The organism is Candidatus Zixiibacteriota bacterium (genome assembly GCA_040752595.1).
GTDB lineage: Bacteria > Zixibacteria > MSB-5A5 > WJJR01 > WJJR01 > JACQFV01.
This window is the reverse complement of the sequence record JBFMGX010000050.1, coordinates 32,657-59,606: the sequence shown is the minus strand read 5'-3', so window position 1 is coordinate 59,606 and position 26,950 is coordinate 32,657. Positions and strand designations below refer to the sequence as shown.

Annotated in this window: 18 protein-coding genes; 11 read left to right on the top strand and 7 right to left on the bottom strand. The window is 63.2% G+C overall.

All coding sequences use genetic code 11. The features are described from left to right. The first annotated feature begins 402 nt into the window (after positions 1-402). On the top strand, positions 403-2,580 hold the full coding sequence (locus AB1792_12075; GenBank protein MEW5702950.1) for a sodium-translocating pyrophosphatase: 2,178 nt from the start codon (positions 403-405) through the stop codon (positions 2,578-2,580). A gap of 258 nt (positions 2,581-2,838) precedes the next feature. Here the strand turns inward: AB1792_12075 and AB1792_12070 are convergent, their stop codons facing one another. After that, positions 2,839-3,471: a hypothetical protein gene (locus tag AB1792_12070; GenBank protein ID MEW5702949.1), complete on the bottom strand. Its 633-nt coding sequence runs from the start codon at positions 3,469-3,471 to the stop codon at positions 2,839-2,841. Positions 3,472-3,689: 218 nt separating this feature from the next. Between AB1792_12070 and AB1792_12065 the strand changes: the two genes are divergently transcribed. Together AB1792_12065 and AB1792_12060 are read left to right on the top strand one after the other, a co-directional pair. After that, positions 3,690-4,820, top strand: coding sequence for an N-acetyltransferase (locus AB1792_12065; GenBank protein ID MEW5702948.1), 1,131 nt, complete (start codon positions 3,690-3,692; stop codon positions 4,818-4,820). Positions 4,821-4,822: 2 nt separating this feature from the next. After that, entirely contained in the window at positions 4,823-6,298 is a 1,476-nt protein-coding gene (locus AB1792_12060; GenBank protein ID MEW5702947.1) for a hypothetical protein, read from the top strand. On the opposite strand, the gene AB1792_12055 is transcribed toward AB1792_12060, so the two are convergent. Beyond that, positions 6,295-7,380: an A/G-specific adenine glycosylase gene (locus AB1792_12055; protein ID MEW5702946.1), complete on the bottom strand. Its 1,086-nt coding sequence runs from the start codon at positions 7,378-7,380 to the stop codon at positions 6,295-6,297. The genes AB1792_12060 and AB1792_12055 overlap by 4 nt on opposite strands. 143 nt (positions 7,381-7,523) lie before the next feature. Then, positions 7,524-7,988 (bottom strand): EamA family transporter, encoded by a 465-nt coding sequence (locus tag AB1792_12050; GenBank protein MEW5702945.1) that lies wholly within the window; start codon positions 7,986-7,988, stop codon positions 7,524-7,526. A gap of 98 nt (positions 7,989-8,086) precedes the next feature. Between AB1792_12050 and AB1792_12045 the strand changes: the two genes are divergently transcribed. The 8 genes from AB1792_12045 to AB1792_12010 all read left to right on the top strand — a co-directional run bounded on the left by AB1792_12045 (position 8,087) and on the right by AB1792_12010 (position 18,040). Beyond that, a complete protein-coding gene (locus AB1792_12045) occupies positions 8,087-9,298 on the top strand; it encodes a 2,3-bisphosphoglycerate-independent phosphoglycerate mutase (GenBank protein ID MEW5702944.1) in 1,212 nt (403 codons plus the stop codon). 63 nt (positions 9,299-9,361) lie between these two features. Then, a complete protein-coding gene (locus AB1792_12040) occupies positions 9,362-10,618 on the top strand; it encodes a right-handed parallel beta-helix repeat-containing protein (GenBank protein ID MEW5702943.1) in 1,257 nt (418 codons plus the stop codon). 98 nt (positions 10,619-10,716) lie between these two features. Continuing rightward, positions 10,717-11,280 carry a YbhB/YbcL family Raf kinase inhibitor-like protein gene (locus AB1792_12035; protein MEW5702942.1) on the top strand — a complete coding sequence of 188 codons (564 nt, stop codon included), beginning with the start codon at positions 10,717-10,719 and terminating at the stop codon, positions 11,278-11,280. A gap of 187 nt (positions 11,281-11,467) precedes the next feature. After that, a complete protein-coding gene (locus AB1792_12030) occupies positions 11,468-12,325 on the top strand; it encodes a 3-hydroxybutyryl-CoA dehydrogenase (GenBank protein ID MEW5702941.1) in 858 nt (285 codons plus the stop codon). Between the two features lie 87 nt (positions 12,326-12,412). Next, positions 12,413-13,198, top strand: a complete 786-nt coding sequence (locus tag AB1792_12025; protein MEW5702940.1) for an enoyl-CoA hydratase-related protein — start codon at positions 12,413-12,415, stop codon at positions 13,196-13,198. A 209-nt stretch (positions 13,199-13,407) separates the two neighbouring features. Continuing rightward, positions 13,408-14,553, top strand: coding sequence for an acyl-CoA dehydrogenase family protein (locus AB1792_12020; GenBank protein MEW5702939.1), 1,146 nt, complete (start codon positions 13,408-13,410; stop codon positions 14,551-14,553). Between the two features lie 166 nt (positions 14,554-14,719). Beyond that, a complete protein-coding gene (locus tag AB1792_12015; protein ID MEW5702938.1) occupies positions 14,720-15,559 on the top strand; it encodes a carbon-nitrogen hydrolase family protein in 840 nt (279 codons plus the stop codon). A gap of 150 nt (positions 15,560-15,709) precedes the next feature. Further along, positions 15,710-18,040 carry an efflux RND transporter periplasmic adaptor subunit gene (locus AB1792_12010; protein ID MEW5702937.1) on the top strand — a complete coding sequence of 777 codons (2,331 nt, stop codon included), beginning with the start codon at positions 15,710-15,712 and terminating at the stop codon, positions 18,038-18,040. 657 nt (positions 18,041-18,697) lie between these two features. Here the strand turns inward: AB1792_12010 and AB1792_12005 are convergent. The 4 genes from AB1792_12005 to AB1792_11990 form a co-directional block, all read right to left on the bottom strand. Next, entirely contained in the window at positions 18,698-22,177 is a 3,480-nt protein-coding gene (locus AB1792_12005; protein ID MEW5702936.1) for a serine/threonine-protein kinase, read from the bottom strand. Positions 22,178-22,229: 52 nt separating this feature from the next. After that, positions 22,230-24,008 carry an ATP-binding protein gene (locus AB1792_12000; GenBank protein ID MEW5702935.1) on the bottom strand — a complete coding sequence of 593 codons (1,779 nt, stop codon included), beginning with the start codon at positions 24,006-24,008 and terminating at the stop codon, positions 22,230-22,232. A 553-nt stretch (positions 24,009-24,561) separates the two neighbouring features. Next, the gene (locus tag AB1792_11995; protein ID MEW5702934.1) at positions 24,562-26,289 is read right to left on the bottom strand and encodes a hypothetical protein; all 1,728 of its coding nucleotides are present in this window, start codon (positions 26,287-26,289) and stop codon (positions 24,562-24,564) included. Then, positions 26,289-26,882 (bottom strand): NUDIX hydrolase, encoded by a 594-nt coding sequence (locus tag AB1792_11990; protein ID MEW5702933.1) that lies wholly within the window; start codon positions 26,880-26,882, stop codon positions 26,289-26,291. The genes AB1792_11995 and AB1792_11990 overlap by 1 nt, the downstream gene beginning before the upstream one ends. Positions 26,883-26,950: the final 68 nt, after the last annotated feature.

The following is a 26,950-nucleotide window of genomic DNA, read 5'->3' as shown; positions in this document are numbered from 1 at the left end:
CGGTCGAGCCAAGTGGCTCGGCCGCAGTTACTTTGGTGGCCGTGGCTGTCGCCATCCTCCCTCCAACCCTCCCTTTCAACTGAGTGAGGACGGGGCTGCCTCCCCGCGAACACGGAAGGCCGAGGAGGAAGAGTCTGACAAATAGTCCAGTTCATTGCGGACTCTGCTGGCTCTCCGAAACGTAGCGATTCCGTTGAACGCCCTGTGGGTCAACAAGATACGGCGAGATGGCCGTCCGGATTTCGCTCTTTGACAGGGCAGCGAGGATCAGGTATCATTGGCGACCGGCGCTGACGGTCGTGTGCTCGCAAGCCCCATCCATCTTCGCCGTACCCAGATTGAGAAGGAATACCCAAGCGATGATTCGCTAATGCTGTCTCTATAGGAGAAAGGACCGAACCGATGGGCGTCAGCAGTTACATGTTCCTGATCTTGGGTATCAGTGTCGCCACCCTGTTGTTTGTCGCTTGGCTGGCCAAACACGTCTTGCGCCACGACACCGGCACGCCGGCGATGCGGGCGATCTCCGATGCCATCCGTGAGGGTGCCGAGGCGTTCATGCGTCGGCAATACGGGACCATCGCGCTTCTGAGCGTCGTGCTCGCCGCGATCATCTTCGTCCTGTATGGGTTCGTCCGAGCCCACCATGATTTCGACCCGATCGAATCCCGGCTGTCGCTGGCGTGGTGGATCACGCTATCATTCGTGCTGGGGGCGCTCTGTTCCGGGATCGCCGGCTTTATCGGCATGTGGATTTCGATCCGGTCCAACATCCGCGCCGCCAGCGCCTCGACCCGCTCGCTGAATGAGGCGCTGCGCGTGGCTTTGCGCGGCGGGGCCGTCTCCGGGCTTCTGGTCGTGGCGATGAGCCTCTTGGGAGTCGGGGGATTGTACTGGCTGGTGTCGGCGACGACCAGTGTGGCGCTGGAGAAGATTCCCCTGATGATCGTCGGCTACGGATTCGGGGCTTCTTTCGTGGCGCTCTTCGCCCAGTTGGGCGGTGGAATCTACACGAAAGCGGCCGATGTCGGCGCTGATCTGGTCGGGAAAGTCGAGGCGGGGATTCCTGAGGATGATCCGCGCAATCCCGCCGTGATCGCGGATTTGGTCGGCGACAACGTGGGTGACTGTGCCGGTCGTGGCGCCGACCTCTTCGAGTCGACTGCGGCCGAGAACATCGGCGCCATGATTCTCGGCGCCGGTGTGGCGCTGGCCGCCGCCCGGCAGGGGGTCGCCTTTGCCGCCGGGGCGGTCGGCGTGATGCTCTTCCCACTGGTCGCCCGTGCTTTTGGGATCATCGCCTCGATCATCGGCATCATGGTAGTCAAAGCGCGCGAGAATGAGGATCCGATGAAGGCGCTCAATCGCGGCTACTCGGTCGCGGTTGTCCTAGCCATGATCGCCTTCGGGATCGCCTCCCGCTGGCTGTTGCACATCGAGGCCCGGCCGAACGCCTGGCTGTACTTCTTTGCCAGCGGCCTGATCGGCGTTTTGACCTCCGTCGCCTTCGTCTACATCACCCAGTACTACACCGAATACAAGTACCGGCCGGTGCGGGAAATCGCCGAGGCCTCCCAGACCGGCCCCGCCACCAACATCATCACCGGGATGGCGGTGGCGATGGAGTGTACGGCGCTCCCGGTGATCACGATCTCGATTGCGATCCTTGCCTCCTACTTCCTCGGCGAGGCGGCTCTGCCGGGGGGTGGCTTCTTCGGGACCGCGGTGGCGACGATGGGGATGCTGGCCACCGCCGCCTACATTCTCGCCATGGACACCTTCGGTCCGATCACCGACAACGCCGGCGGGATCATTGAGATGAGCCATCAGCCGGAGGAGATCCGCAAGAAGACCGACCGTCTCGATGCCGTGGGGAACACCACCAAGGCGCTGACCAAGGGGTACGCCATCGGCTCGGCGGCGCTGGCGGCGTTTCTGCTGTTCAATGCCTACATGGATGAGATCGCCAACTACACCGGCGCGGTCTTTCCCGGCGTGGACATCGCCAAGCCGGCGGTCTTCATCGGCGCCCTTCTGGGTGCCATGCTCGTCTTCTTGTTCTCGGCGTTGGCGATCCGGGCGGTCGGCAAGGCGGCCTATTACGTCATCAACGACGTCCGCGCCCAGTTCAAGGAGAAGCCCGGCATTCTGCAGGGGACCGACAAGCCCGACTATGGCCGCTGCGTCGACATCGTCACCCGCGGCGCTCTGAGGCAGATGATCCTTCCGGGGATTCTGGCAGTGGGGATGCCGGTCGCCGTCGGTGTGATCTTCCGCATGTTCATCACCGAGGGGGATCGTCTGATCGCCGCCGAGGCGGTGGCGGCGCTGCTCATGGTGGGGACGATCGCCGGTATCATCGTCGCGACCATGCTCAACAACGGCGGCGGCGCTTGGGACAATGCCAAGAAGTGGATCGAGGCGGGAATGTTCGGCGGCAAGCGCTCCGATGCTCACAAGGCGGCGGTCGTCGGCGACACCGTCGGCGATCCCTTCAAGGACACCGCCGGACCCTCGCTGCACGTCCTGATCAAGCTGCTTTCGACGATCACGCTCGTGCTGGCGCCGTTGTTCATTTAGGAATCGGGATCCGATCTCTCTGCGGACAGGGGGCTTTCGGCCCCCTGTCTTGTTTGGGCATCGTCGTAGGTCAGGATCCCCGTGCTTGTCCGCCTTTGGCGGGCTCCTGACATTGCGCACTGACCAGCGTGCCGTACCTCAGTACGGCAAACAAGGGGCTTCAGCCCCTTGCCGCAACCTGACGGTGGGTGCGAAGCACCCACCCTACGAATCCACGTGTGGACCTCGTTCCGGTCTGCGAACCGCCCGTGGCGATACTCACATGCGCAAACTCACGATTTCCCAGTGCGAGCGATTGTTGACGAAGTAGGCCGGGTCGATCACATCATCCGGCAGGATGGACTCATCGGCGGTCAGATCGGCATTGATGGCCGCGTCGGGCAGAAGATCGGCGTGGGAGATCCGCATCTGCGCGCCGCCGGCGACGAGGACCTTGGCTGCGGCGGTTGAACAGACACGGTATTTGTGCCGCCGGTCGCCGAAAATGCGCAGGATGCGCGCGAAGAACCCCACTAACCCGGCCAGCGCAAAGTCCAGAAGGTCGCCGCGGTCATACGGATTGCCGACCATGGCATCGGCTGTCGCCCGCATCGCATCCGCATCCAGCCCGGTGGCCGATTGGTGGCGGTAGCGCCCCACCTTCCATCTCTTCTTGTCCAACTTAAGAGTCGCCAGGTCGGTCCACTGCCCCACCGGAGTTGTCATCTCAAAGAACCGCCCCGCAATCCAGACCCGTACATGAGTCGGGCCAAAGTCTGATCTCTCGCCCCATTTGACCTTCTGGTATGCTCGGATCGCCTGGTAGACGAGCCACAGGACGAGCCGTCGCGGCGGCCAGATGCCACCGGTCCCATAGGTGACCAGGACATCACCGTTTCTGTAATCAGGCATTCCACACCTCCCGCGCTACCCTCATATGATACGGCTCTTGGGAAATCACCCCCGGCAGGGGGCTGGCCGGAATCCCCTCCCCGAGGCGATCGGTCGCGTGGTGGGTGCGAGCCGTGGATGGGGCATCATTCCACGCTGGACAACCGCCGGACCATTCTTTGTATTAGCGCCCGGCCCAGTATGGCATCGCACCGACCTGAACGCCCCAACTCACCGCCATGAGCACTATCGAGATCGTCCCAGTCGACTCTACTTCGGAGAAACGTGCCTTCCTCCGTCTCCCGGAACGGCTGTATGCCGGTGATCCCCACTGGGTCTGTCCGCTGCGCATCGAACGGCGCGATTTCTTTGACCCTGGGAAGAACCCGTTTTTCGACAATGCCGATGTGCAGTTGTTCTTGGCGCGATGTAATCGGCGTTGGGTCGGACGCATCTCGGCGCATGTCTATCACCCGCACAACCGCGTGCACAATGAGAAGACCGGATTCTTCGGCTTCTTTGAATGCGAGAACGATTATGCGATCGCCGAGGCGCTCTGGAATGCCGCTCGCGACTGGCTGCGCGGGCGCGGCATGGAGACGATGCGCGGTCCGGCCAACTTCACGACCAATCATGAAGTGGGGTTTCTGGTCGATGGGTTCGATCAGCCGCCGGTCCTGATGATGACATACAACCCCCGCTTCTATCCGGAGTTTGCGGAGCGCTACGGCCTGGGAAACGCGATGGACCTCTACGCCTATCACCTCACCGAGGCGGAAGGGCTCGATCCTCGCATCGCCGGCATCATGGAGCGCGTTCGAAAGAGGACCGGCGTCACGATTCGGACGATCGACATGTCCCACTTCGACGACGAAGTTGCGCGCGTCAAACTGATCTATGACGGCGCCTGGGCACCCAACTGGGGATTCGTGCCGATGAACCCCGCCGAACTCCGCCACATGGCCAAGGACCTCAAGCAGATCGTCGATCCGCGTATTGTCCTCTTCGCGGAGATCGACAGCAAACCCGTGGGCTTCTCCCTCACTCTGCCGGACATCAATCAGGCCCTGATCCGTTTGCGCGGACGCCTCTTCCCCTTCGGACTGGTTAAACTCCTGTGGCTGCTCAAAGTCCGTCGCGTGGTCCATCGCGCCCGCGTGCTCGTCTTGGGCATACTCCCCGAGTACCAAAAACGCGGGATTGACAACATCCTGTATTTCGAAACGTATCAGCGCGGCACATCGGTCGGCTATAGCGAAGGCGAGTTCTCGTGGATTCTGGAGACCAACACGCAGATGGTCGCCGCCGCTGAAAACCTCGGCTCCCGCCGGTATAAGACGTACCGGATGTACGATCTGCCGCTCACGTGAACGTGGCATCTCTGAGACCATCCGGCTGCCGGCGAGTTCGCCTCGCCGCTCTCGCGATCACGTTGCTGGCGGTTCCCATCGATCGGGCGCATGGAGATGCACAGGGCCCCGTCGTGGTCGTGCCCGATCCCGCCACCGACACCATCTGGGTGCGGCTGATCTTCGGTGCCGGGTCGGCGTTCGATCCACCGGGGAAGGAGGGTCTGGCCCACTTCACCGCATCGGCACTGATCGCGGACTCGTCGTGCCCCTCTGGCATTCGCGTGTTGGTGGATCGCGATGTCGCCGTCTTCGACGGACAATGCCCGGCCGCGGCCTGGCCGGAATACTCCCAACGGCTCGTCGAACTCCTGTCCCACCCGCGCCTTGAATCACTCGATGCCCAACGTCTCATCGAACGCCAACTCGCCGCTCTCGACAGCGTGCGTTCTGATGATCTGGCCCTCTCCCAGGCGGCGCTGCAGTACTATCTCTATCGCCATCACCCGTATGGGCACCCGCCGGAAGGATTCGATAGCACGATTCGCACCCTGACGGTCGCCGACGCACGGCGATTCTGGCGGAAGCACTACACGAAAGGCAATTACGTGCTCGGACTGGCGGGAAAGATACCGTCCAAGGCCGCTGGAGTGCTCCAGAAGGATCTCCGCGCACTTCCGGGTGGAAAACGACTGCAACTCCCGCTGCTTCCGGACTCGTCCTCCGCTGGACTGTCAATCACCATGATCGAGAGGCCGGGACGGGAATGGTCCACAGTGGCACTGGGTCGGTCGATCGACTGCCGGCGGGGCGATTGGGAGTTCCTTCCCCTGCAGATTGACATCGCCCTTCTCGCCGCCCGCGACGTCTCGAAGTCCGGTCTCGACCGGCTGCTGCGACTCGACCGAAAGCTGTCCGCCGGCGTGTTCGCCACAGTGGAACATCGGCCGTTGGCAACCGGGATCGGATGGGCGGATGAGACCTTTCCCCGCCAGCAGAACTACATGTTCCTCGGCACTCAGACCCGAACGACGAATCTGGCCTTCGTGCTCAACATCGTGGTGCGGGAGTTGACGGATCTGTTTGGGCAGGGGTTGGCACGGGATGACATCAAGAAGGCGTGCTCATTCGTTATCGGCAACGCCCCGTGGCCGGACGGTCAGGCGGTCGAGCGGATGCGCGTCGGCTTGTGCGACCTCTGGCTTGGCAAGCCCCGCTGGTCGGAACACACTGCCGACCGCATGGCGCAACTCACCGCCGCCGATCTGCATCGCGCCGCCTCAGAGTCACTCGACCCACGCACGCTGCAGATCGTCGCGATTGTCCCCGATGGCCAGGCGTTCGCGACGCAACTTCTGAACGGACAACTCACGCTCGCATACCCGCCCGGCGTCGATCGGGAGCGAATCCGCGCACAGGATCAACGCTACCTGTCGTACCGCCCCGCGTGGCAGGTTCAGAACATGCGGATCGTCAAGGCCGCAGAGATGTTCCGTTAGCCGGCCATGATGGCCTCGATGATCTGCCGGTTGGCCGCCGGAAACGCCAACCGGGCCAGCTCTCCGAGCCGGACCCAACGAAAACGCTGGCAGCCCAGGGGGCGCGGGATGCCCGACAGATAGCGGCACTCAAAGACATGCAGTCTGACATTGTAGTGGCTGTAGGCATGGGGAATCACCATGCGCTTGACCCCGACGGCCACGGTGATTCCCAATTCCTCGCGAATCTCACGACGGCACGTCTCGGCCAGCGACTCGTTCCCTTGGCGCTTGCCGCCGGGGAATTCCCACAGCCCGGGGAGAAGCCCGTCCTCCGGCCGCTGGGCAATCAGAATGCGTCCGTCGGCGCGGCGGATGATGCCGCAGGCGACATTGACATGGCGGCGTAACGGTCGCCCCGGCGGCAGACCATACCCAGTCGGGTCCCCCACGTGCCGCGCGCGGCAGTCTGCACGCAAGGGGCATTCACCACAACGCGGATGGCGCGGCAGACAGACCAACGCGCCAACTTCAATCAACGCATCGGTCCAGAGCGCCCCGCGCCCGATCGTCATCAGCCGCTCCAATCGACGGCGGATCGCCGTGCGGACTGCGCCCGAACGCACATCGCCGCGAATGGCGAACAAACGCGCCGCCACCCGCGCCACATTGGCGTCGATCGGGGGAATCCGTCTCCCGAAGCAGAAATTCATAATGGCCGCCGCCACGTAGTCGCCGACGCCGGGAAGGGCGCGAATCGCCGTGTCGGTCGACGGGAACAAGCCGCCGTGTTCTGTCTGGATCAGACGCGCCGCGCGGTGCAAATGGCGGGCGCGATGATAGTAGCCCAGTCCCTCCCATTCCTTCATTACATTGCCCAACGGGGCCCGCGACAGCGACGCCAATGTGGGAAACCGCTGCAGAAACCGAAGGTAGCGCTTCATCGCCACTGTAGCTGTCGTCTGGACCAAGAGGATCTCAGAGACCCAGATACGGTAGGGGTCGGTCTCACCGCGCCACGGCAACGTTCGTGCATGACGCCCAAACCAGCGGCGCAGCCGTGTGTAGAGGGCACGGTTATCGGGGGACGCGATTGCCGACATGGATTCGTAGGGTGGGTGCTCCGCACCCACCACAGGCGGCTACAAGCCCCCTGTCCTCGACATGGACCCGCACATGTAGGGACCGTTCGCGAACGGCCCGCGGGCGCATCACGATGCACCCCTACACGACAACAACGGAATCCTCACCGCAACAGCAGCCAGGTGGACACGATGGCCAAACCCACGCCGAGGGCGCGGGTCCAGGTCACCGGCTCGTGCAGCAGAGCAATGCCCACAATTACCGGCACGAGGACCGAACCCATGACGAAGATCGGCGCCGCGACCGACAGCATCCCCTGGCGGTAGACGACGAATCCGAGGACGCCGGCGATGGCCACGCAGATGCCTCCCGCCACCGCATACACCAACCCCGGGCGCGAGACAGCGGGCCCCCACGGTTGCTCCCGGATGACCGAGAGGTATATCCCCAGGACGATGATCGCCGTCGCCTCCAGCCAGAATGCCGCCGTGACATCGGGGATTCTCCCCGCCGCCAGTTTGGTGAACACGTGGTAGAGTCCCGCCAGGCCCCCCGCCACGATCGCCAACACGACCCAGCGCTCCATCGTCTTGTCGCTCCCGGTTCGTCCAGTCCGGCATGCGGGCACGCACGTCTCCCGCTGGGACTCAGTATAGCCGAGATTCCGCTGGCCGACTACGCCGATTTCGACTATGATCGACCGGGCAAACCAAGGAGGCCAAAGGCATGAGTGAACATCTGGCCGAGCAACTGGGGGTCAAGAACGACCGACGCATTGTGTTCCTGGTGATGGATGGTCTGGGTGACATTCCCTTTGGCGCGCACACACGAACACCGTTGGAGGCGGCGCGCAAACCGAACATCGACGCGTTGCTGCCGCAGGCGACGACCGGCCTATTCGATCCGGTCGAACCGGCGATCACCCCCGGCTCGGGACCGGGGCATCTCGGGTTGTTCGGCTATGACCCACGCAACCACCTGATCGGACGCGGCGTCCTGGAGGCATTGGGGATCGACTTCCCGCTCGGCGATGACGACATTGCCGCTCGATTCAACTTCTGCACGCTGGATGCGCAACGCCGCATCACCGACCGCCGTGCCGGACGGATCGGCGACGACGTCAACCGGCGCTTGGTGGACAGACTCAACGCGATGGTGCGCATTCCCGGCCCGGTTGAAGTGATCGTGCGCAGTGTCTCGGAGCATCGCGGATTGGTCGTTCTGCGCGGCGGTAACCTTGGCGGCCGGGTGAACGATACCGATCCTCAAAAAGAGGGCGTGACGCCGCTGCCGGCACAGGCGCTGGACAACGAATCGCAACCAACCGCCAAGATTCTCGACCAGTTTGTCGCCGCCGCCGAAGCAGCACTGAAGGATGAACCGAGGGCCAATGGTCTGTTGCTACGGGGCATCGACAAGCGGCCGCCGATTCCCAAGATCGGCGAGCGCTTCCCAATCAACGCCGCCGCCGTTGCGACCTATCCAATGTACCGCGGCATCGCCCGTCTGGTCGGTATGACCGTCCTCGATCCGCCGGGCGACCTCGCCGCCACCATGGCCGCCGCGGCAGCGGTTCCCGCCTCGTTCGACTATCTATTTGTGCACATCAAATACACCGACAAGGCAGGTGAAGACGGCGATTACGACCGCAAGGTCTCGGTCATCGAAGAGGTCGACCGGCATCTGCCGGTCCTGATGAAATCGAAACCCGATGTGCTCGTGATCACTGGTGATCATTCGACGCCGGCGGCGCTGAAATCGCACTCGTGGCATCCGGTCCCGGCGCTGCTCTATGCGCCCGGCACGGTCCGTCCGGACAATGCACCGACGTTCGGTGAGCGCGCCTGTCAATGCGGGGGGCTGGGACATCTGCCGATGCGTCACCTGCTGCCACTGGCATTGGCGCATGCGCAGAAACTGGCCAAGTTCGGGGCGTAGAATGAAAGACCTCCCCCCCCTGCGGGTGGGGCACTGAGTACGCTCGACAGAACGGAGGTCGGCATGACATTGCGAACCGCAGTCGGCATGATTGTCGGGCTCCTGTGGATTCTCATCTACCCGCCCGATGGGCAGTCCAAGACAACCCACATTTCTGGTGACCTGCAATCGGCGCTTGAACATGCCGTAACAGGCGACACGATTCTTCTCGCACCCGGCACCTATGAAGCCAAACCGGTCGAATTCGTCGACTCCCTCTGCGGCAATTGCCAGGACCAGCGGACCAAGCACCGGGCGTCACATGGATTCCATGTGAAAGACAAGTCGCTGTGGATCGTCGGCGCCGGTGCCGATAAGACGATCCTCGTGACCAAGGCGGGGTATGGCGTCTTCTTCGACAACGCCGGGACATCGGGGATCTCCCATCTGGCGATCACCGGTGGCATACGCGACACCTGCGGCATGGCGACCGATGCCGGAATTGTCGCGCGCCATACGCGTCTCGTGGTCGAGAACTGCTGGATTCGGGACAACACGGAGTACCCCGATTCGATCATCGTCGGCATCGGCGGCGTGATGGGACGCGAAGGCGCGGAGCTGTTCATCATCGACAACCGCATCACCAACAACACCTGGGATGGGATCGCGCTCTACCGCGGCGCCACTGCCTACATCGCCGACAATGAGATCGCCGGTGGCCGCGGCGCGGGGATCGGGATCACCTGGGATGCCACGGCGACCGTCCTGCGCAACCGGGTCTCGGGATTCTGGAAGGGGATCGGCTCCTTCGGCGCCACCCGCGTCGTCTGCAAGAACAACATCGTGTTCAATCTGCTCGGCTGGGGACTCATCGCCACCGGAACCTCATACATGGATTGTGCCAACAACATCGTCTACCAATGCGGCAATTGTGGTTTCGGCCTGTGGGGACCGGATGTGCACGGGCGGCTGACCAACAACGTCTTCGTGAAGAACGGCTGGCGCGAGCAATGGGTCTGCCCGCGTGTCGGCGTGTGGAATTACGGCCATCCGATCCAATTCCCGATGACCAACAATGTCCTCTGGGACAATGTCGAAGGTGACTGGCGCGATATGCCCGACTACACCGATGAATACGGCAATGTCCACGCCGATCCGATGTGGGACTCATTGACCTTCATGCCCCAAGCGGGGTCACCCCTAATCGACAAAGGCAACCTCGAACTGAATGACACCGATGGGTCGCCGTGCGACATCGGCATCTACGGCGGGCCGCAGGCATTCCGACATCCGGTCGAAGTCCCCCGCAGCTCGCCGGTGGATACGCGCAAGAAGAAATAGGGGCGTTGCATAACTGTGCGCAAGACGACCGCGTTCGGCACAATACCGGTGAACAAGGGGCTTAAGCCCCTTGCCTGCTCGTGAGGGAGGGGGGACACATGGCACGACGCATTGCCTGTTTGTGGCTCACGCTGATGGTTGCCGTAGTGGCCTGCCGGGCGACAGATGACCCGGCAAAGTCGACCAAGGGAGGTAAGCAGATGCTCCTCACCATCACCAGCACCGCCTTCACCGAAGGCGGCATGATTCCGGCGAAGTACACCTGTGACGGCGCCGACATCTCGCCGCCGCTGTCTTGGAACGGTGTACCCAAGGAAGCGAAGAGTCTGGCGCTGATCTGTGACGACCCCGATGCGCCGGCGGGAACCTGGGTCCACTGGGTGATCTTCAACGTCCCGCCCGATTCCGCCGGTCTACCGGAAAAAGTACCGCCGGATTCGACTCTCCCGAATGGAACGTGGCAGGGAACCAATGATTTCCGCAAGGTCGGTTATGGCGGCCCCTGCCCACCCGGAGGAACGCACCGCTATTACTTCAAGCTCTACGCGCTGGACACCGCGTTGAATCTCACGGGGCGCGTGACCAAGGCCGATCTCCTGGGGGCGATGGACAAGCACATCCTGGCCGAGGCGCAGTTGATGGGGAAGTATCGGAGGAAGTAGTCCGAGCCGATCCGGCAGTTCACGGCACGGTTGGACCACGGCCCCATGGCGTGGGCCGCCGGCAGAGGCCATCCTCCGCCAGCAACTAAACTCGCACCAAAGCTCGCGAATTTTGTATCATGGCGTGTCTTGGTGCCGGTCGGACGGTCGGCGCTGGGCACACGAATCGACAAAAGGAGCGGCACAGATGGCGATACGCAAAATCGGGATTGTCGGCTGCGGTCAGATGGGTTCCGGGATCGCGCAGGCGGCGGCGCAATCCGGCTACGATGTGAAGATCCGCGAAGTGACCATGGACCTCTTCGAGCGCGGCTTCAAGCGCATCGAGGGCTCACTGGCGAAGTTTGTGGAAAAACAGAAGCTGAGCGCCGCCGATCGCGATGCCGCGTTGAAACGCATCTCCGGGACGACGGCCTTGAATGAAATGAAGGACTGCGACCTTGTGATCGAGGCCGCCATTGAGAACTTCGATGAGAAAGTGAAGATCTTCCGCGAACTCGATGCTCTGTGCGGCCCGGCGACGGTCTTCGCCTCGAATACGTCCTCGTTGTCGATCGGCGACATGGCCGCCGCGACCAAACGCCCCGACCGCTGCTGCGGCCTGCACTTCTTCAATCCCGTACCGATGATGAAGCTGGTCGAAGTCGTCCGCACCATCGACACGTCGGATGAGACCTACCGCGCGGCGCGGGAGTTTGCGGAGTCGGTGGGCAAGACGGTCGTGACCGCCAAGGACTCCCCCGGATTCATCGTCAACCGTCTGTTGATCCCCTATCTCTTGGACGCCATCCGTGCCTATGAGTCCGGGGTCGCCACCCGCGAGGACATCGACAACGGCATGATGCTTGGGTGCGGGCACCCGATGGGCCCTCTGGCGTTGACCGACTTCATCGGTCTCGACACGACCCTGTACATCGCCGACATCATGTTCATGGAATTCAAGGACGCCCGTTGCGCCGCGCCGCCGCTGTTGCGCCGGCTGGTACAAGCGGGATATCTCGGCAAGAAGTCCGGACGCGGGTTCTATGAGTACCCGGCGAAGTGATAGATCCTCTTCGGACAGAACCGCACGCGATCGCGGACAAGGGGCTTAAGCCCCTTGTTTCCCTGTGGTGATGGGAGATTTTGGATTATGGCTGACTATGAAACCCTGCTGATCGACAGCGCCCCGCCTCTGGCGACGGTCACGATCAACCGCTCCGCGGTGCTCAACGCACTCAATGATCAGACGATTGCGGAGCTCGACTCCGCCTTTGCGGCGTTGTCGGCCGACGCGACGATCCGCGTCGTCATTCTCACCGGCGCGGGTCCGAAGGCCTTTGTCGCCGGGGCCGACATCGGCGAGTTGAAGGCCTGTGATGTCTTCCGCGGCATCACCAAGATCACGACCGGCCAGGCGCTCACCAAGCGCATCGAAACCTCGCGCCTGATTGTGATCGCCGCCATCAATGGCTTCGCTCTGGGTGGCGGCTGTGAGCTGGCGATGGCCTGCGACATCCGTCTGGCCGCCGACACGGCGCGATTGGGCCAGCCCGAGGTGAACTTGGGAATCATCCCCGGCTATGGCGGCACACAACGGCTGCCGCGTCTGGTCGGACGGGGCAAGGCCAAGCAGTTGATTCTCACCGGCGATATGATTGGCGCCGCCGAGGCGCACCGCATCGGCCTGGTCGATGAGATCTACCCCGCCGCCGAGTTGATGGACCGGGCACGGGAGATGGCCCAGAAGATCGCCGCCAAGGGGCCGATCGCCGTTGCTATTGCCAAAGACGCCATCAATCGCGGCATGGACATCGATCTGGACAGCGGGCTGGCGTACGAGGCGACCCAGTTCGGCGTTGTGTGCGCGACCGAGGACAAGACCGAGGGGTGCGGGGCGTTCCTGGAAAAGCGGCCCGCGCAGTTCAAAGGAAAGTAATCAACAGTGGCGGGTTTACGCATCTGTCATCCCGAGCGAAGCGAGGGATCTGCTTTGTTGTTTGTGAGAAACAGCGGATTCCTCGTCCGCCGCGGCGGACTCGGAATGACAGGCGTCGCTCTGCGACCACAACCTGGCCAACAAGGGGCTTAAGCCCCTTGCCCTCAGGCAAGGCGATGAGGTACGAGATGCACATTTGGAGGTGACAGATGGACTTTGCCCTGTCCGATGAACATGCGGCGATCCGCGAGGTCGCCCGCGAGTTCACCGAGAAGAAACTGATCCCGCGCGCCGATGAGTTCGACCGGACCGGGAAGATGGACTTCGATCTGGCCCGCCAGATGGGCGAGGCCGGCTTCCTCGGCGTGATCATACCCGAGGCATACGGCGGCGCCGGGCTGGACACGCTCGCCTATGCCATCGTGATGGAGGAGCTGGGACGCGGCTGCACGTCGCATTCCACGCTCGTCGGCGCGCACAATTCCCTGTTCGGGTATCCGATCTCAGAATACGGCAACGAAGAACAGAAACGCCGATATCTGCCGCCGGTCTGCTCCGGCGAGAAATTCGGCGCGTTTTCCCTGACCGAGCCGAATGCCGGTTCCGATGCGGGCGGCATCGAGACCGTGGCGACGCGCAATGGCGACCACTATGTCCTCAATGGTAACAAGATATTCGTCAGCAATGGTGCCTTCGCCGACTATATCATTATCATGGCCAAGATCGACCGCCGCGCCGGTGCCCGCAGCATGACCGCCTTCCTCGTGCACAAGGAGATGCCCGGCTTCTCCATTGGACACATCGAGGAGAAGATGGGTCTGCACGCCTCGCCGACGACCGAGTTGGTCCTGGAGGATCTGCGTGTTCCTGCCGAAAACGTCCTCGGCAAACCGGGCCAGGGATTCCGCATCGCTCTGGCATCGCTCGACTGCGGCCGCATTTCGGTGGCCGCCAATGCCGTAGGGCTCGGGCAACGCGCCTTCGAATTGGCCCTGAAATACTCAAAGGAACGGCGTCAATTCGGCCAGCCGATCAGCTCGTTCCAACTGGTGCAGGCGCATCTGGCCGACATGCACTGCCGTCTGCAGTCCGCCCGCTACCTGGTCTATCATGCGGCCTGGACCAAGGATCAGGGCCGCGATTACACGACCGAGGCCGCCACCGCCAAGCTCGTCGCCTCGGAGATGGCGACATTCGTGACCCACCGCGCCATGCAGATTCTCGGCGGGTATGGCTATATCCGCGAATACGAAGTCGAGCGGCTCTATCGCGACGCCCGCATCACCGAGTTGTTCGAAGGAACATCCGAGATCCAACGCCTCGTGATCGCGCGCGGGTTGATCAAGCATGGATGAATGGGGGCGTATGGCAATACGCCCCTACTCAGTAACGCCACACCCGTATCCTCAATCTCCGTCCCCGCTGAAACTCTCCGCCCCGCCAAACGTGTAACAAGCATCCCCGCGTGCGCGAGCGCCCACCCCTCGTGCCCGCAACCGCGCTGTCGAGGAGTTGACAACCATGGTCATCTGCGTCGCCGCGCTGCAATACCCCCTGGGCGGGCCGATCACCCTGGAGGACAAGCTGCATCTGTTCCGGCGGCGGCCGGATTTCGTGTGTCTCCCCGAGTATTTCCCCGTCCGCGCGGCCGATCGCACGTTGCGCGAGGCCGAGCGCTGTGCGGCGCAACGCCGGGCCGAGCTGGCGCGATTGTCGCAGGAGTTACAGTGCGTGGTGATCGGCGGCTCGATGCCGCAAGCGACAGACGGCGGCTATGCGAACACGACGACGATCTTCGACCGTGGCGAAGTCGCCGGATCCTATCAGAAAGTGAATCCCTACGGCCGCGAAGAGGAACGCGGGATCGTCCCCGGCCGGGAATACCGCGTGTTCGTCCTCGGCGGCGTCCGCATCGGCGTCCTGATCTGCGCCGACGTCTTGTCCGCAGAGGCCTTCGCCGCCATGCATCGGCTCGGCGCCGAAGTAATCTTCGTGCCGACGGTGTCGCCGTTTCGTGAGACCGACACGATCACGGAGAAGGACCGCCGCGACGCCGAGATCTTCGTCGCCGGAGCCCAGAAAGCCCGCGCCTACGTGGTCAAGACCTGCGGTGTGGGCACGCTCTTCGGCGGACGGTTGCAGGGGCGCTCGGGGATATTCGCCCCATGGGGAATACTCGATCGCGTGAATCCCGACGGTGAAGATCGTAAGATGATCCTCGCGGAGCATCTGGACATCGAGGAGATTCGTGAGTTCAAGCGTCTGATGGACCCCGCCGGTCTGGCCGACGATCTGCCGCATACGCTCCCCGCCTTGCGGCCGGTGCGAACACCCAACCACGTGGACATTGGCTCACCCTGAGACCGTCCCGGGCGAAGACAAGCTTCGCCCCTACGGATTCTCGCCCGATTGCTCGTAGGGGCGATCCTTGTGATCGCCCTCTGAGGCCGATTCGTCCTTGCCGCCCCGGTCGCAAGAGTGGTAATCTGCGGTGTGAACGAGGGGCGGCCCATGACCGACACCCTGCCCCGGCTGCGCTCCGATCTGGTTGTCCACGTCGAAGGTGGGAGCCCGCAGCCGGTCTACATCATCAAAGATCCGCTCACCGGACGCTTCTTTCGCCTGCGCGCCCCCGAGCACTACCTGCTGACACGCGCCGACGGCCAGATATCCCTGGCTGAGGCGATCCGCCAGACCGAAGAGCGATTTAACATCCAACTGGGCCACGAGGCCGCCGCCGCCTTCTTCGCACGGATGGAGCGTCTGCTCTTCTTCGAGGGGCCCGCCATCGAGCGCGTCACCGGACAACTGGCACGGACTGTACGGGGACGGCGCCGTGCTTCCGTCTGGACCATCCCCATCGCCGCCTTCGACCCCGATCGACTGCTGACTCGGTGGTTGCCCGTCCTGCGTCTGATGTTTCGGCCGCTCACCGTCGCGACGGCCCTCATCGTCATGGCAGGGGCCACGCTGACCCTCACGGCGCAAGGCACCGCCTGGCGGTTGGGGAGCGCCGGCCTGTGGCATTTTGCATCGATCCCGATGTTGCTGGCGGCCATCGGCGTGATCGCCTACGTGCACGAATTCGGACATGCACTGACGTTGAAGTACTATGGTGGTTCGGTGCACGAGATGGGTTTCCTGCTGCTCTACTTCCAACCGTGCGTCTACTCCAATATCAGTGACTCCTATCTTCTACCCCGACGCAACTGGCGCCTGCACGTCGGTCTTGCCGGTCTGTTCTTCCAGGGGCTTCTCACGGCGGTGGCGATCCTCCTCTGGCGCCTGCTCGAACCGGCCACGGCGGCGTCGCACTTCCTGCAGGTGCTGGTGACCGTCTCCCTGGCTCTGGTGCTGTTCAATCTCAACCCGCTGATCAAACTGGACGGCTACTACCTGCTCGTGGATTGGTTGCGGATGCCCAATCTGCGTGCCCGGGCCTTTGCCCACTGGCGGGGTATCCTTCGCCGCTGGATCATCGGCGGGGCCGATGTGGCATCACCGGCCGCACCGCGTGCACGGCGAATCTACTTCTGGTATGGCCTGTTCGCGGCCCTCTACACGACCGCGCTGGTCGGCGTGATACTCTACCATGCCACCCTTCTTGCATATGCTCACTGGGGCGGCGCCGGTGTCGTGATTCTGTATGCCCTCATCGGCATCCTCGCCTTCACGGCGCTCGCACCGTCGGGGTCAGCCACATCGGAAGATGACCGAGGAGCGGAAGTGACAACGCACCCACGACGTTCGCGCAAGCCGCTGTTCTTCTGGAGCACGCTCGTCGTCATCATCGTCCTGTCGGCGATCATCCGGCTGGAGCGACGTGTCGGCTCCGCCTGCGAGGTGGAGGCCGTCTCCCGCTACACGGTGACCTCGCCGACCGGCGGCACGCTCGAAGCGACATTGTATGTCGGCGGAACATCCGGGAATGGCCGGCCGACGACCCGACGGGAGCGCTCGGTGCTCCAGGCCACGACTTCGGAGTTCTCCGTCGTGGCCTATGACCTGCGCGTGCGCGAGGGCGACAGCGTCCATGTCGGCGACACGCTGGTGGTCATGTCTTCCAATCGGTACCGGGCACAACTGGCAACACGAATCGCCGAGCAGAATCGCACGCGCGCCGAGCTCAACCTGCTGTTCTCCGGTCCCAAGAAGGACGCGGTACTGGAGTTGCGGGCGCAACTGGCGGAGGCACAGGCGCAGTTGGAGAACCGGGAGCTGGAGTTGGAACGCGGCCGCAGAATGTACGAGCGCAATCTGATTTCCGAGGCCGAACTGCAGGCCAAGCGCGCCGACATGGAGAAGGCCAAGGCGCAAAAGGACGCCAAGAACTCCGCCCTGGCGCTTTTGATCTCGGAGCCGAAGGCGGAGGAAATCGCCGTGAAGGAGGCCGAGATCGCCGCCCTCGATTCCCAGATCGACTTCCTGCGCGCCCAGATTGCCGCCTCGACACTGATCGCTCCGATCGACGGGATTGTGACCCGCGTCGAGCGCACCGGCATCCTGGTGGAGGTCGCCGACCTCGATCCCGTCCGCCTGCAACTCTGGGTCGACGAGAACGACATCGCCGACGTCCGTGCCGGTGCCCCCGTGGCCCTGAAGGTCCGGCCGCTGCCGTTCACACAGTTTCGCGGCCGCGTCGCCGAGATCGCCGCCGATGCCGACACGATCGGCTCGCGCCGTCGCTTCCTTGTAACTACGGAGATTAGCAATCTCGAAAATATCCTCAAGCCGGGAATGAGCGGCTATGCCAAGATCGCCTGCGGCCGCCGTCCGATTCTCGCTCTTCTGGCCCGCCGCGTCATCCAGTTCTTCCGCGTGGAATTCTGGTCGTGGTGGTAGCGCGAAAGAGCCAGTTGCATGGACCGCCGAATTGCGCGAGCCGTCGTCATGTTCCACTCAACATCTTGTATGATCGATTGGGCGCAACTCAAGATACTGTGGTCACATGCTTTCCGTCCGCCTAATCCTGTGGCAAACAGCGACTTTCGCTTGACATGACGGTTTTTGTCGGCTAGAATAGACTCAGGTCGGTGGGATGAACCTGCAGCCGTTCATCCCGGAAAGACCAATGCCCTGCTGCGTTTACTCGCTTTGCTTACCCGCATGGACGCGTGGACGACGGCCAGTATGGCTGTGTGAATAGTCTGATCAGAGAGTACAGGATGTGAGGCCCTAAGCCAGGGAAGGTATGTCAAGCGGGCGTGAACACACCCCGCAACGATGATCTGATACACTGAGAAGAAAAAAGATCGGGCCGGGGTGGTGCCCGGCCCAGTCAACCACCGGCAGTAACCCGGAGAAGGGAGGTGAGTTGATGGAGGTTTACACCTTGGAGGTTGAGGTCCTCGAGGACAAGCTCGCTCCGATCGGCATCAGTGTCGGCGGCGGTTGAGTCTCAACCCCCGGAACCGACGGCCGTCGCCCCAAGCGGCGGCCGTTTCTTTTTCGTACTCTGGTGCAGATATCGGTAGACACGGTCACACAGTAGGAGACACTCTAACACGCCACCAGTTCCCGAATGCGCCGGGCCGTTTCAGACAGCATACACGCCAGCGGCTGCCCCTCATACTGCGCGTGGTCTCCGGTCGAGTCGATCGTCTGTGTGATCGCCTTGAGAATACGCGCCGCCTCATTCAGCGACCGCAGTGCCGGCTCATAGTCGGCCTGGTCATGCAACAGATGTCCCTGCACCACCAATGCACGCCAGAGCGTGTCCCAGTTCCCATCGCGACGCAATTGCGCGATGGCGCGACTGACTGTTGACAGGGCAGCATGCGCATCGCCCTGCCGCGCCTGCCACTGCGCCCGCCAGACCTGAAAGGCGGCCGCCCAGTGCCAACGCGGCGACCGATCCAGGAATTCCTCAACGTGGCGACGTGCTGCGTCATCGACCCCCCCAGTGGAATGCTCTGCCAGGCGCGCGAAGGCCAAATGGGCGGCCTTGTGAGGGGCGCCGACTCGCTCGGCGGCCGCGCGTCCCTCCTGCCACAACGCCCCCGCCGACTCATCCCGCATCGCAACCGCCGCGCTCAGTCTCAAGATCAGGCAGTCGACGTGGAGGTGACCGTTCGCCAGTGACGTCCCGCGCGGAACCACCGCATCAAGCACCGCGAGAGCCCCCCGCTGGTCGCCGAGTCGGTGCCGTCGCGATGCTGCCACCAACGCCAAGCCGATCCGCAGATCGTCATTCTTGATCGATTCCAGCGCCTGCTCTCCCCGTGCGACATATGTCTGCGCGGTGCGGAAGTCACCGGCACGCAGATGGGCCTCCGCCAGCAACGCGGCCACCTCGGCTCCGGTGGCGATATCGCCGAGGTCGTCGGCCCGTTCCAAAACGGCAACTCCCAAGGTCACTGCATGGCGGAGGTCCCCACGCTCCAAAGCGACTTCAATGAGGTTTCGACGATTGAACAACTCCTCGCTCTTGGCGTCGGCGCCGCGGTTGTGTTCGGCCGCCGCCTCAAACAGCGACGCCGCATCTTCCAGCCATCCCTGCATGAAGAACAAGGCACCGAGGTTGTTCAACGAGCGCGCCATTTCCACCGGATCGTTCAGACGCTGGTGAATGGAGAACGCCTCACGGAAGTGCGCCTCCGCCTCGGTGTAGGCATATTGGACCAGATTGACCGCGCCGAGGTTGGTCAGGATCACCGCGGCAAACGTCTCGCCCCCCGGCTCCTGCCGTTGGATGGCGAGCGCCTCCTGGTAGTACTGCTGGGCCGACGCCATATCGGCGGCAACCCAGTACATGTTCCCAATGTTCGTGAGCGTTCGCGCAAGCTCCAGACGGTCGCCGACCTCTTCCCAAAGCCGTCGTGCCCGCCTCAACGCCCGCACGCCCTTCTCGAACCGGCGCGTGATCCGATAGAGATCGCCGAGGTCCTTCAGCGTCTCGGCCAGAAGGCGCAGATCACCATTCTTGCGCCCCAACACGAGGATCTCGCGATAGAGGCGATGGGCAACGTCAAGGTGGCCGGAGGCCTTCTCCAGATCCCCCTGCACCATCCGGGCCCGCCCCTGCCAGTGGGTCCGCAGCGAGGGTTCGTCGATGCGCTGGGCCGCCAATTCCGCCGCGACGATGTGACGGCGTGCGGCATCGCGCTGGTCGTCGTCGATCTCCAAGACGGCCGCCGCGAGCGCGTGCCGGGCCGCATTCGACCAATCGCCGCCGTCGGCGCAGCAATCGGCCAGCACACTCTCGCGCAGCAGATCGGGACGCAGTCGGCGCGCCTCGATGGCCTCGGCCAGCGCCAGAGAATCCCGTGCACGTTCGCCGGCGGACATCCCGGCCCGCCGGACCACATCCCACCCGGGAAAGCGCAGGCGGACATCGAAGCAGGGCTCCTCTGGGGCCAGATTCTGGCAGATGATCAAGCCCCGCAGAGCGAGACGATCGACGACCGACAGCAGATCATCTCCGGGTCTATCCCAAAGATCGTTCAAGATGGTAAGGTGACCGCACGACCGTCCCAACGCCAGCCAATCGATGAGGCGGGCTTCGGCATCCGTCAGATCACCGGTCACGGAGCGGAACAGCGCCGCGGCATCGTCTGTCGCCGCCCAACTGATCACACCGCTCTCATTGAGATTCCAATCACCCTGAGACAGACGCAAGTCCCCTTGCGCAATCAGGCAGCGGATGAGCGCCGACACTGCCGTAGGGATCCCGCCTGTTGCGCCAGCCACGGTCGCCGCTGTCCGGGCCGCGAAGTCCTCATCGCCGGTCAACCGCGTTAGGAACTCGCGAACACGTTGCACGTCCCACGGCAGGAAGTCGACAGCCCGCGTGGTGTCCGAAGCCGGTGGGTCCGTGACGTCAGGTTGTGGGACAGGCGACCAGTGGCATTCGACGCGACGCGTCACGCCGCAATCATCGATGGTCGCCTCGACCGGGACGGCATCAGCGGACGAGTCCGCGGCATCGGCCCCGGGGACGCAGCGGACAGACCACCCTCTCCGGCTCAGGGCAAAGGCCAGTTGGCGGGGCAATCGCGGTGCGGTGTCACCACACCCCCAAACCGCCCAGTGTATCTGATGGCGTGCTTCCGCTTCATCGACCAATTGCTCCACGAACTGCCGTTCTTGGTCGTCCCAGCGGCATTCTTCGCTGCGCAGATGCCAGGGTAGTTGCGAATTAAGAAGGGCTTCGAGCTCCAGTGCGGGGTCATACTCGGCCAGCCACCGGAGGAGATCGAGGTCGTCGCGGCCCCGCTCGTTGGGATTCTTGGCCAACAGACGCGCCAAAACGGTCTGTGCCCACTCCGGCGCCGGTTTGACCTGTGGCAAACTGAACTCCGGTGCCGTCTCGAGGTGCCCGGCTACCTCCATAGCCGTTTCCGAGGAGGCGAAGGGACGGCGACCATAGGTCCATTCATAGAGAATGGCGCCGACGGCGTACCAGTCGGCGCGTCCATCGGCCGGTTCACATTTCAGGAACTCCGGGGCACAGTAGCCGACCGTGCCCGCCCCGCGGGGCCGACCCGGATCACCCACTGGACGGGCCAGACCAAAATCCAGCAGGCAGAGCGTATCCGAAATCTCCGAAGCGACGTGGGATGGCTGTGGCGGGCGCCAACGGAAATTGTCGGGCTTCAGATCCCCGTGCACCCACCCGCGCCGATGTAGGAAGAGGAGAACGGTGGACATCTCCCGGAGGACATGCACGAAATCATCGGCGGTCGGGGACGTGAAGCGGTCCCACAGCAACGGACCCCCGATCCAATCATTCACCATGTACGGACGGCCCTCGGCGACACCGAAATCCCATGCCCGCGGTAACTGGGGGAACACCAATTGCGACAGGATCTCGTATTCGCGCTCCAGCGCCGTCGTCAAGGCCGGATCCGCCGACGCATCCGCCCACTTCAGGGCTCGCGGCCGGCCCGAGACATCGGCGACCTGATAGACGCCGGCGAAGCCGCCGTGACCAACGGCGACGCCACGATAGGGTCCGATCGGGATGGAAGCCGCAGACATGGCAAGGGTCCACCAAGACCCCAGGACCGATGGCGATTCAACAAACCACGTGTCAGCTTCCGAACGACGAGTAGGGACGGTGCGCGGGCAACTCGATGGAGAACGTCGCTCCGTGGCCGGGTGTGCTCTCGACGCGAATGGTCCCGCCGTGATTCTGGATGATCGTCCGGCAGTTGGACAGCCCGAGTCCATGCCCGCCGCGTTTGGTGGTGAAGCGCGGCTCGAAGACGCGCGTCAGATGCTCGGGGGCAATACCGGGTCCATTGTCGCGGATCGAAAGCTCCACGGTCTGGGACTCGGATCGGTGCCGCGCCTGAATGTGAATGGCGCAGGTCTCGCCGGAGGGCGTGGCGTCAACGGCGTTGTTGTAGAGATTCAGCAGGACCGACTGCAATTGCCCGGCGTCCAGTTTCACCGGCGGCAGTCCCGGAGCGAAATCACAGGTGAAACGCACGCTGCTGAACAGCCGTAGCGGACGGATCGTGAACAGGTGCTCTTCGACCAGGTCCTTGATGTCGTGCTCGACCAACTCGGTGTCGATCTGCGTGTAATCCATCAACCCCCGGGTGAACCGCGCCATGTTCTCGATGGAGTCTTGAATGCGGGCGCAGCTTTCGGAGAGCTTGTCCAGACGGCTGCCCCGAAGATGGATCGGCAGAAGCTCGGAGTGCGCCTGGAGAATCTCCAGGTGATTGTTGAGCTCGTGGCCGATGGCGGCCGCCATCTCGCCTTTGGCCACCATCTTCTCCGAGAGAATGACATACTTCTCGAGCATCACCTGGTCGGTGATCTCTTCGGCCACGACGATCACCTTCGGCGGCTCGCCGGGGATGCCGTTCAAAGGGGAGATTTTCAGCGACAGGACCGTCTCGCAGCCGCCGATCGTGATGAAGTACTTGTCCTTGGCCAGCGGCTTGTGACTACGAACAACCTCGGTCAGAGTCCGATCCCACCACTCCCGCTCCGAGGGGGGGAGAATTTCCACCAGCAGCCGGTGCTCCTGGACCAGCGAACCGGCCGTCCACGTGTCCTCGGGCGCATGGAAGATCTGCTCGGCGGCGGCGTTGAATGTCAGGATTCGCAGTTGGTAGTCCAGCACACAAATCCCGACCGGGGTCTTGTTGACCACATTCTCGTTGTAACGCGTCAAGGAGAGCAGCCGCTCGTACAGCTTGGCATTCTCGATGGCGATGGCCGCTTGTTCGGCAAACAACTCGAAGAGTCGCAGGTCACTCTTGCCGAACAGTCCGGCGCGCGACTGGTTGTCCAGATAGCAGACGCCGATCACCGTATCCTTGATCTTGAGCGGCACGCAGATAATGAAGCGCAGGTTCAATTCGGCCACCGACTGCTGGTGGGCGTAACGGGGGTCCTCCTGGGCGTTGGAGGTATACTCTGACTGGCCGCGCGCGGCCACTCGGTTGGCGACGGAACGCGAGATCAGGAAATCTTCGGCCGTCGTGAACGTTTCCTTGTTGATGTTGTGGGCGGTGCGGACCTGCAATTGTCCGTTGTCGTCCAGCAACATCAGAAAGCCGCGTTCGGCATTGAGGAGCGCGATCGCGTGCCGCATCACCCGCTTCAGGATGTCATCCAGGACGAGTGTGGAATTGATCGCCTTGGATACATCCAGGAGCGCTTCCAGATTGCGCGCTCTCGGCCGGTCGCTGTCCACGTCAGAAGCAAGGGCATCGACCGGTTCGGCCAGCGAGTCGAAGATCGTGGGGACACGATCGGTATCCGTCGCCCAACTATCCGGGGCGCCCGCACGTTTCAGGGCGCTGCTCTTCCCGCCTTTTTCTTTGACTTCACCCATATTCTCTTCGCCCATAGGGTCTTGCGCCGGTGGGCACTACTCCCCCTTGCTATATCGTCACATGTGTCCTGCGCCTTAATGGTGGTTGCCCACGGAAAAAGAGGGGGAACGGGAGGCGGCCTCACGGCCGCCTCAGGAAGACGTCGCCGACTATGGCAGGGGCTCGATGCCGGTCCTCTCGAAGCCGAGGCGGCGACACGCCGGAGGCAACCCCACTGCTGCACCGCACCGGCCTGACAGTCTCGTACTCAGGGGAGATCGCCGACCAACCGCCAGCACATGTGGGGCAGGCAGGTCGGCGACCCGCGTCACTACACCGACAGGTGCAGCGTGCCCTGGAACGGTGGGTTGCCTCAGTCAGAGCATCTAACACAATGAGAGGTTCAATGTGCGATGTGGCATCGGCATGTGCCGTGCACGGGTAGCAACCCTCACCCTTCCCCACAGGGGAGAGGGGAAGTCTAACCTCTCCCTCCGGGAGAGGTCGATCCCTGCCTGCCGGCAGGCACGGCGCCGCAGGCGGATCGGGTGAGGGAGCTCTGACGCGTGCCCGTCTTCTCAGACGCCCTTAGAAGGAGTCGCCCACCAGGAGTCGGACGCGAAACTCCCGGTCGGAATGATCGAGTCCCTTGGCGACGTCCAACCGGAACTCCTCACCAAGGGCCATCCCCAGGCCGATGTCGGGCTTGAACTCATTCAACTCCCAGAAGCGGCGGCTGGGAGCTGCGCGTCCCACATCGAAGAACAGAATCACGCCGCCATCGAACATCCGGGTCGCCCAGTAGTTGAAGCGATATTCCAGGTTCAGGAGAAAGGCCTCGTCACCGTAAAGCACTTTCTGTGAGTATCCCGGCAGCGAGCCAACCCCGCCGAGATAGAACAGTTTGTTGGGGGGAGGATCGTGGCGGCAGATACCGTAGAACGCGCGCACGGCGGCCCGGTGCGACCAGCCGTTCTTCCACCACCCCTTCACTTGCATGGTCCATCGGTCGTATTCGTAATCGCCCCCGAGCCCGCCGCCGGCGGTCTCCAATGCCACCGATCCCGCCCCGTTGAACCCGGATTCGGGACGGCCGGCTTGAATCGGCTCCACCGCCAGCTTCAGGGTCACGGCGCGGTTGCGCCCCGCCAGCGCTTCGGGAAGCAACTCACGGGCGGCGACGTCCAACGTGCTGAAGTTCTCCCGGAAATCACGATCCGGACGAAAGAGGTGCCAGAGCTCGGGATGAGCCTCCAGCGGGCGGTAATCGGCATTCTCATAGGTCACCGACAGCACGCCGCGCTCACGGTACTTGTAGGTCAGCGATACGCCACCGCCGTCGGCACCGTAGTAGTCCCGAAAATCGGAACCGACCACCAGCGCGTAGACGGTGTTCGGAGTACGGCCGACCCAATACTCGTCGTCCGTTCGCGTCAAGCGGAAGATCGTCACACTGGCCGTCAGGTCGATCTTACGCGACAGGCGCTGACGGATGTCCAGCTTGTACTGCCACGTCTCGGAGGCAACGGCATAGGCCCCGGCGAGTCCCAGGTGTGGCGTATACGGCGAGCGCTTCACGTCCAAGGTGACTCCCGGACGCGCGCCGTCGACTCGGTCGTAGGAGAATGTCGGCGCCCAGTGGAAACCGCGCTCCTCGAATTCCCAAGCCCGCGTCACCGACAGTCGGGGGCGACGATGACCACCGGGCGCAAAGACCGGACCATAGATCTTGGCGTCACCCCGCTGCCGCAAAATGCCTCCGATGACGACGACCGCCCCACGCACCGTGGCGGCCTCGCCGATGGTGACGTCCGCGCCGACGGCGATGACGTCACCGCCCACTTCCCCCCGAATGGAAACCGTGCCATCGAAAACAAACAGAGCCCCGGGCCAAAACTCCTCCGCACCCACATCGACCGTCTGACGCACACGCCAGCGCAGAGACGTGCCCCCAAGGGGCAGTGAATCGGATGTCACAAACGAGAGGGTCACATGGGTCGGATCGCTGACCTGTGTCACGACATAGAGGCTCTCGGGCGCGATCAAGCGGCCGCCTGAGATCAGGCCGGAGTCGTCAAAGACGGCCCGCAGAGTGTCCCGCGCGCTGGGTGTCAAACCGAGTTCATCATGTCCGCCCTGGACAACCTCGCCGGCTGTCGGGTGGAACACGAAGGTGCGGCGATCCGCCGTGAGTGTGGCCACTTCGGTGACCACGCGAGCCGACGAGACAGACGCAGAACACAGCAAACCGATGACCCACGCGACGCCGCCACAGACGGTTGCGTGACGCCTCAACTCATGCAGCACCGTATCCATCAAGTCGTCTCCTGCCCGGGCGCGGGCGACACACGCCCCGATCTGAGCACATCCTGCAACGCCTCTCTGTGAGCCCGGAAGGCGATGTCGTCCGGTATCGCACTGGGCGGGAAGAACTCGATCGCATCGGCATCATCGCCTGCCACAGGTGCCTGCCATGTCAGCTCTCGTGTCCAGAACACGATCAACACGGCATGCTGTCGGGGATCATCGAAGCCGCAATAGACCCCGAGCACGTCGCCCACAGTGACATCCAGACCGGTCTCCTCACGGATCTCGCGACGCGCGCACTCGCGCGGCGCCTCATTGTACTCCATGAACCCGGCCGGCAAGGACCAGTGCCCTTTGCGCGGCTCCACGGCACGGCGGACCAGGCAAATCGCGCCATTCCGGTGGATCACTCCTCCGGCCGCCGGGACCGGGTTGTGGTAATAGACGAAGTCGCAGTCCGGGCAGCGCAGTCGTTCATGCGCGCCGTCTTGCCGTCGGACCAAGGCCGCCCGACAGTAAGGACAGAAGCGGTAGTTCCCGGGATCATGGCGTCGATTCTCGTCGGTCATAGTCGATTCTCCGGCACGCGGCGGCGTCTTCATGATTATAATCCGAATCATCCCTCCCCGACACGCGAAAAGGCCACTCGGCCTGTGCCGCAATCTGCGGA

Excerpts from the sequence above, each read along its gene's own strand:
- AB1792_12065 (MEW5702948.1), top strand. The coding sequence starts at position 3,690 with ATGAGCACTATCGAGATCGTCCCAGTCGACTCTACTTCGGAGAAACGT.
- AB1792_12040 (MEW5702943.1), top strand. The coding sequence starts at position 9,362 with ATGACATTGCGAACCGCAGTCGGCATGATTGTCGGGCTCCTGTGGATT.
- AB1792_12070 (MEW5702949.1), bottom strand. The coding sequence starts at position 3,471 with ATGCCTGATTACAGAAACGGTGATGTCCTGGTCACCTATGGGACCGGT.
- AB1792_12030 (MEW5702941.1), top strand. The coding sequence starts at position 11,468 with ATGGCGATACGCAAAATCGGGATTGTCGGCTGCGGTCAGATGGGTTCC.
- AB1792_12020 (MEW5702939.1), top strand. The coding sequence starts at position 13,408 with ATGGACTTTGCCCTGTCCGATGAACATGCGGCGATCCGCGAGGTCGCC.
- AB1792_12010 (MEW5702937.1), top strand. The coding sequence starts at position 15,710 with ATGACCGACACCCTGCCCCGGCTGCGCTCCGATCTGGTTGTCCACGTC.
- AB1792_12035 (MEW5702942.1), top strand. The coding sequence starts at position 10,717 with ATGGCACGACGCATTGCCTGTTTGTGGCTCACGCTGATGGTTGCCGTA.
- AB1792_12015 (MEW5702938.1), top strand. The coding sequence starts at position 14,720 with ATGGTCATCTGCGTCGCCGCGCTGCAATACCCCCTGGGCGGGCCGATC.
- AB1792_12005 (MEW5702936.1), bottom strand. The coding sequence starts at position 22,177 with ATGTCTGCGGCTTCCATCCCGATCGGACCCTATCGTGGCGTCGCCGTT.
- AB1792_12045 (MEW5702944.1), top strand. The coding sequence starts at position 8,087 with ATGAGTGAACATCTGGCCGAGCAACTGGGGGTCAAGAACGACCGACGC.
- AB1792_11995 (MEW5702934.1), bottom strand. The coding sequence starts at position 26,289 with ATGGATACGGTGCTGCATGAGTTGAGGCGTCACGCAACCGTCTGTGGC.
- AB1792_12000 (MEW5702935.1), bottom strand. The coding sequence starts at position 24,008 with ATGGGCGAAGAGAATATGGGTGAAGTCAAAGAAAAAGGCGGGAAGAGC.
- AB1792_12075 (MEW5702950.1), top strand. The coding sequence starts at position 403 with ATGGGCGTCAGCAGTTACATGTTCCTGATCTTGGGTATCAGTGTCGCC.
- AB1792_11990 (MEW5702933.1), bottom strand. The coding sequence starts at position 26,882 with ATGAAGACGCCGCCGCGTGCCGGAGAATCGACTATGACCGACGAGAAT.
- AB1792_12055 (MEW5702946.1), bottom strand. The coding sequence starts at position 7,380 with ATGTCGGCAATCGCGTCCCCCGATAACCGTGCCCTCTACACACGGCTG.
- AB1792_12025 (MEW5702940.1), top strand. The coding sequence starts at position 12,413 with ATGGCTGACTATGAAACCCTGCTGATCGACAGCGCCCCGCCTCTGGCG.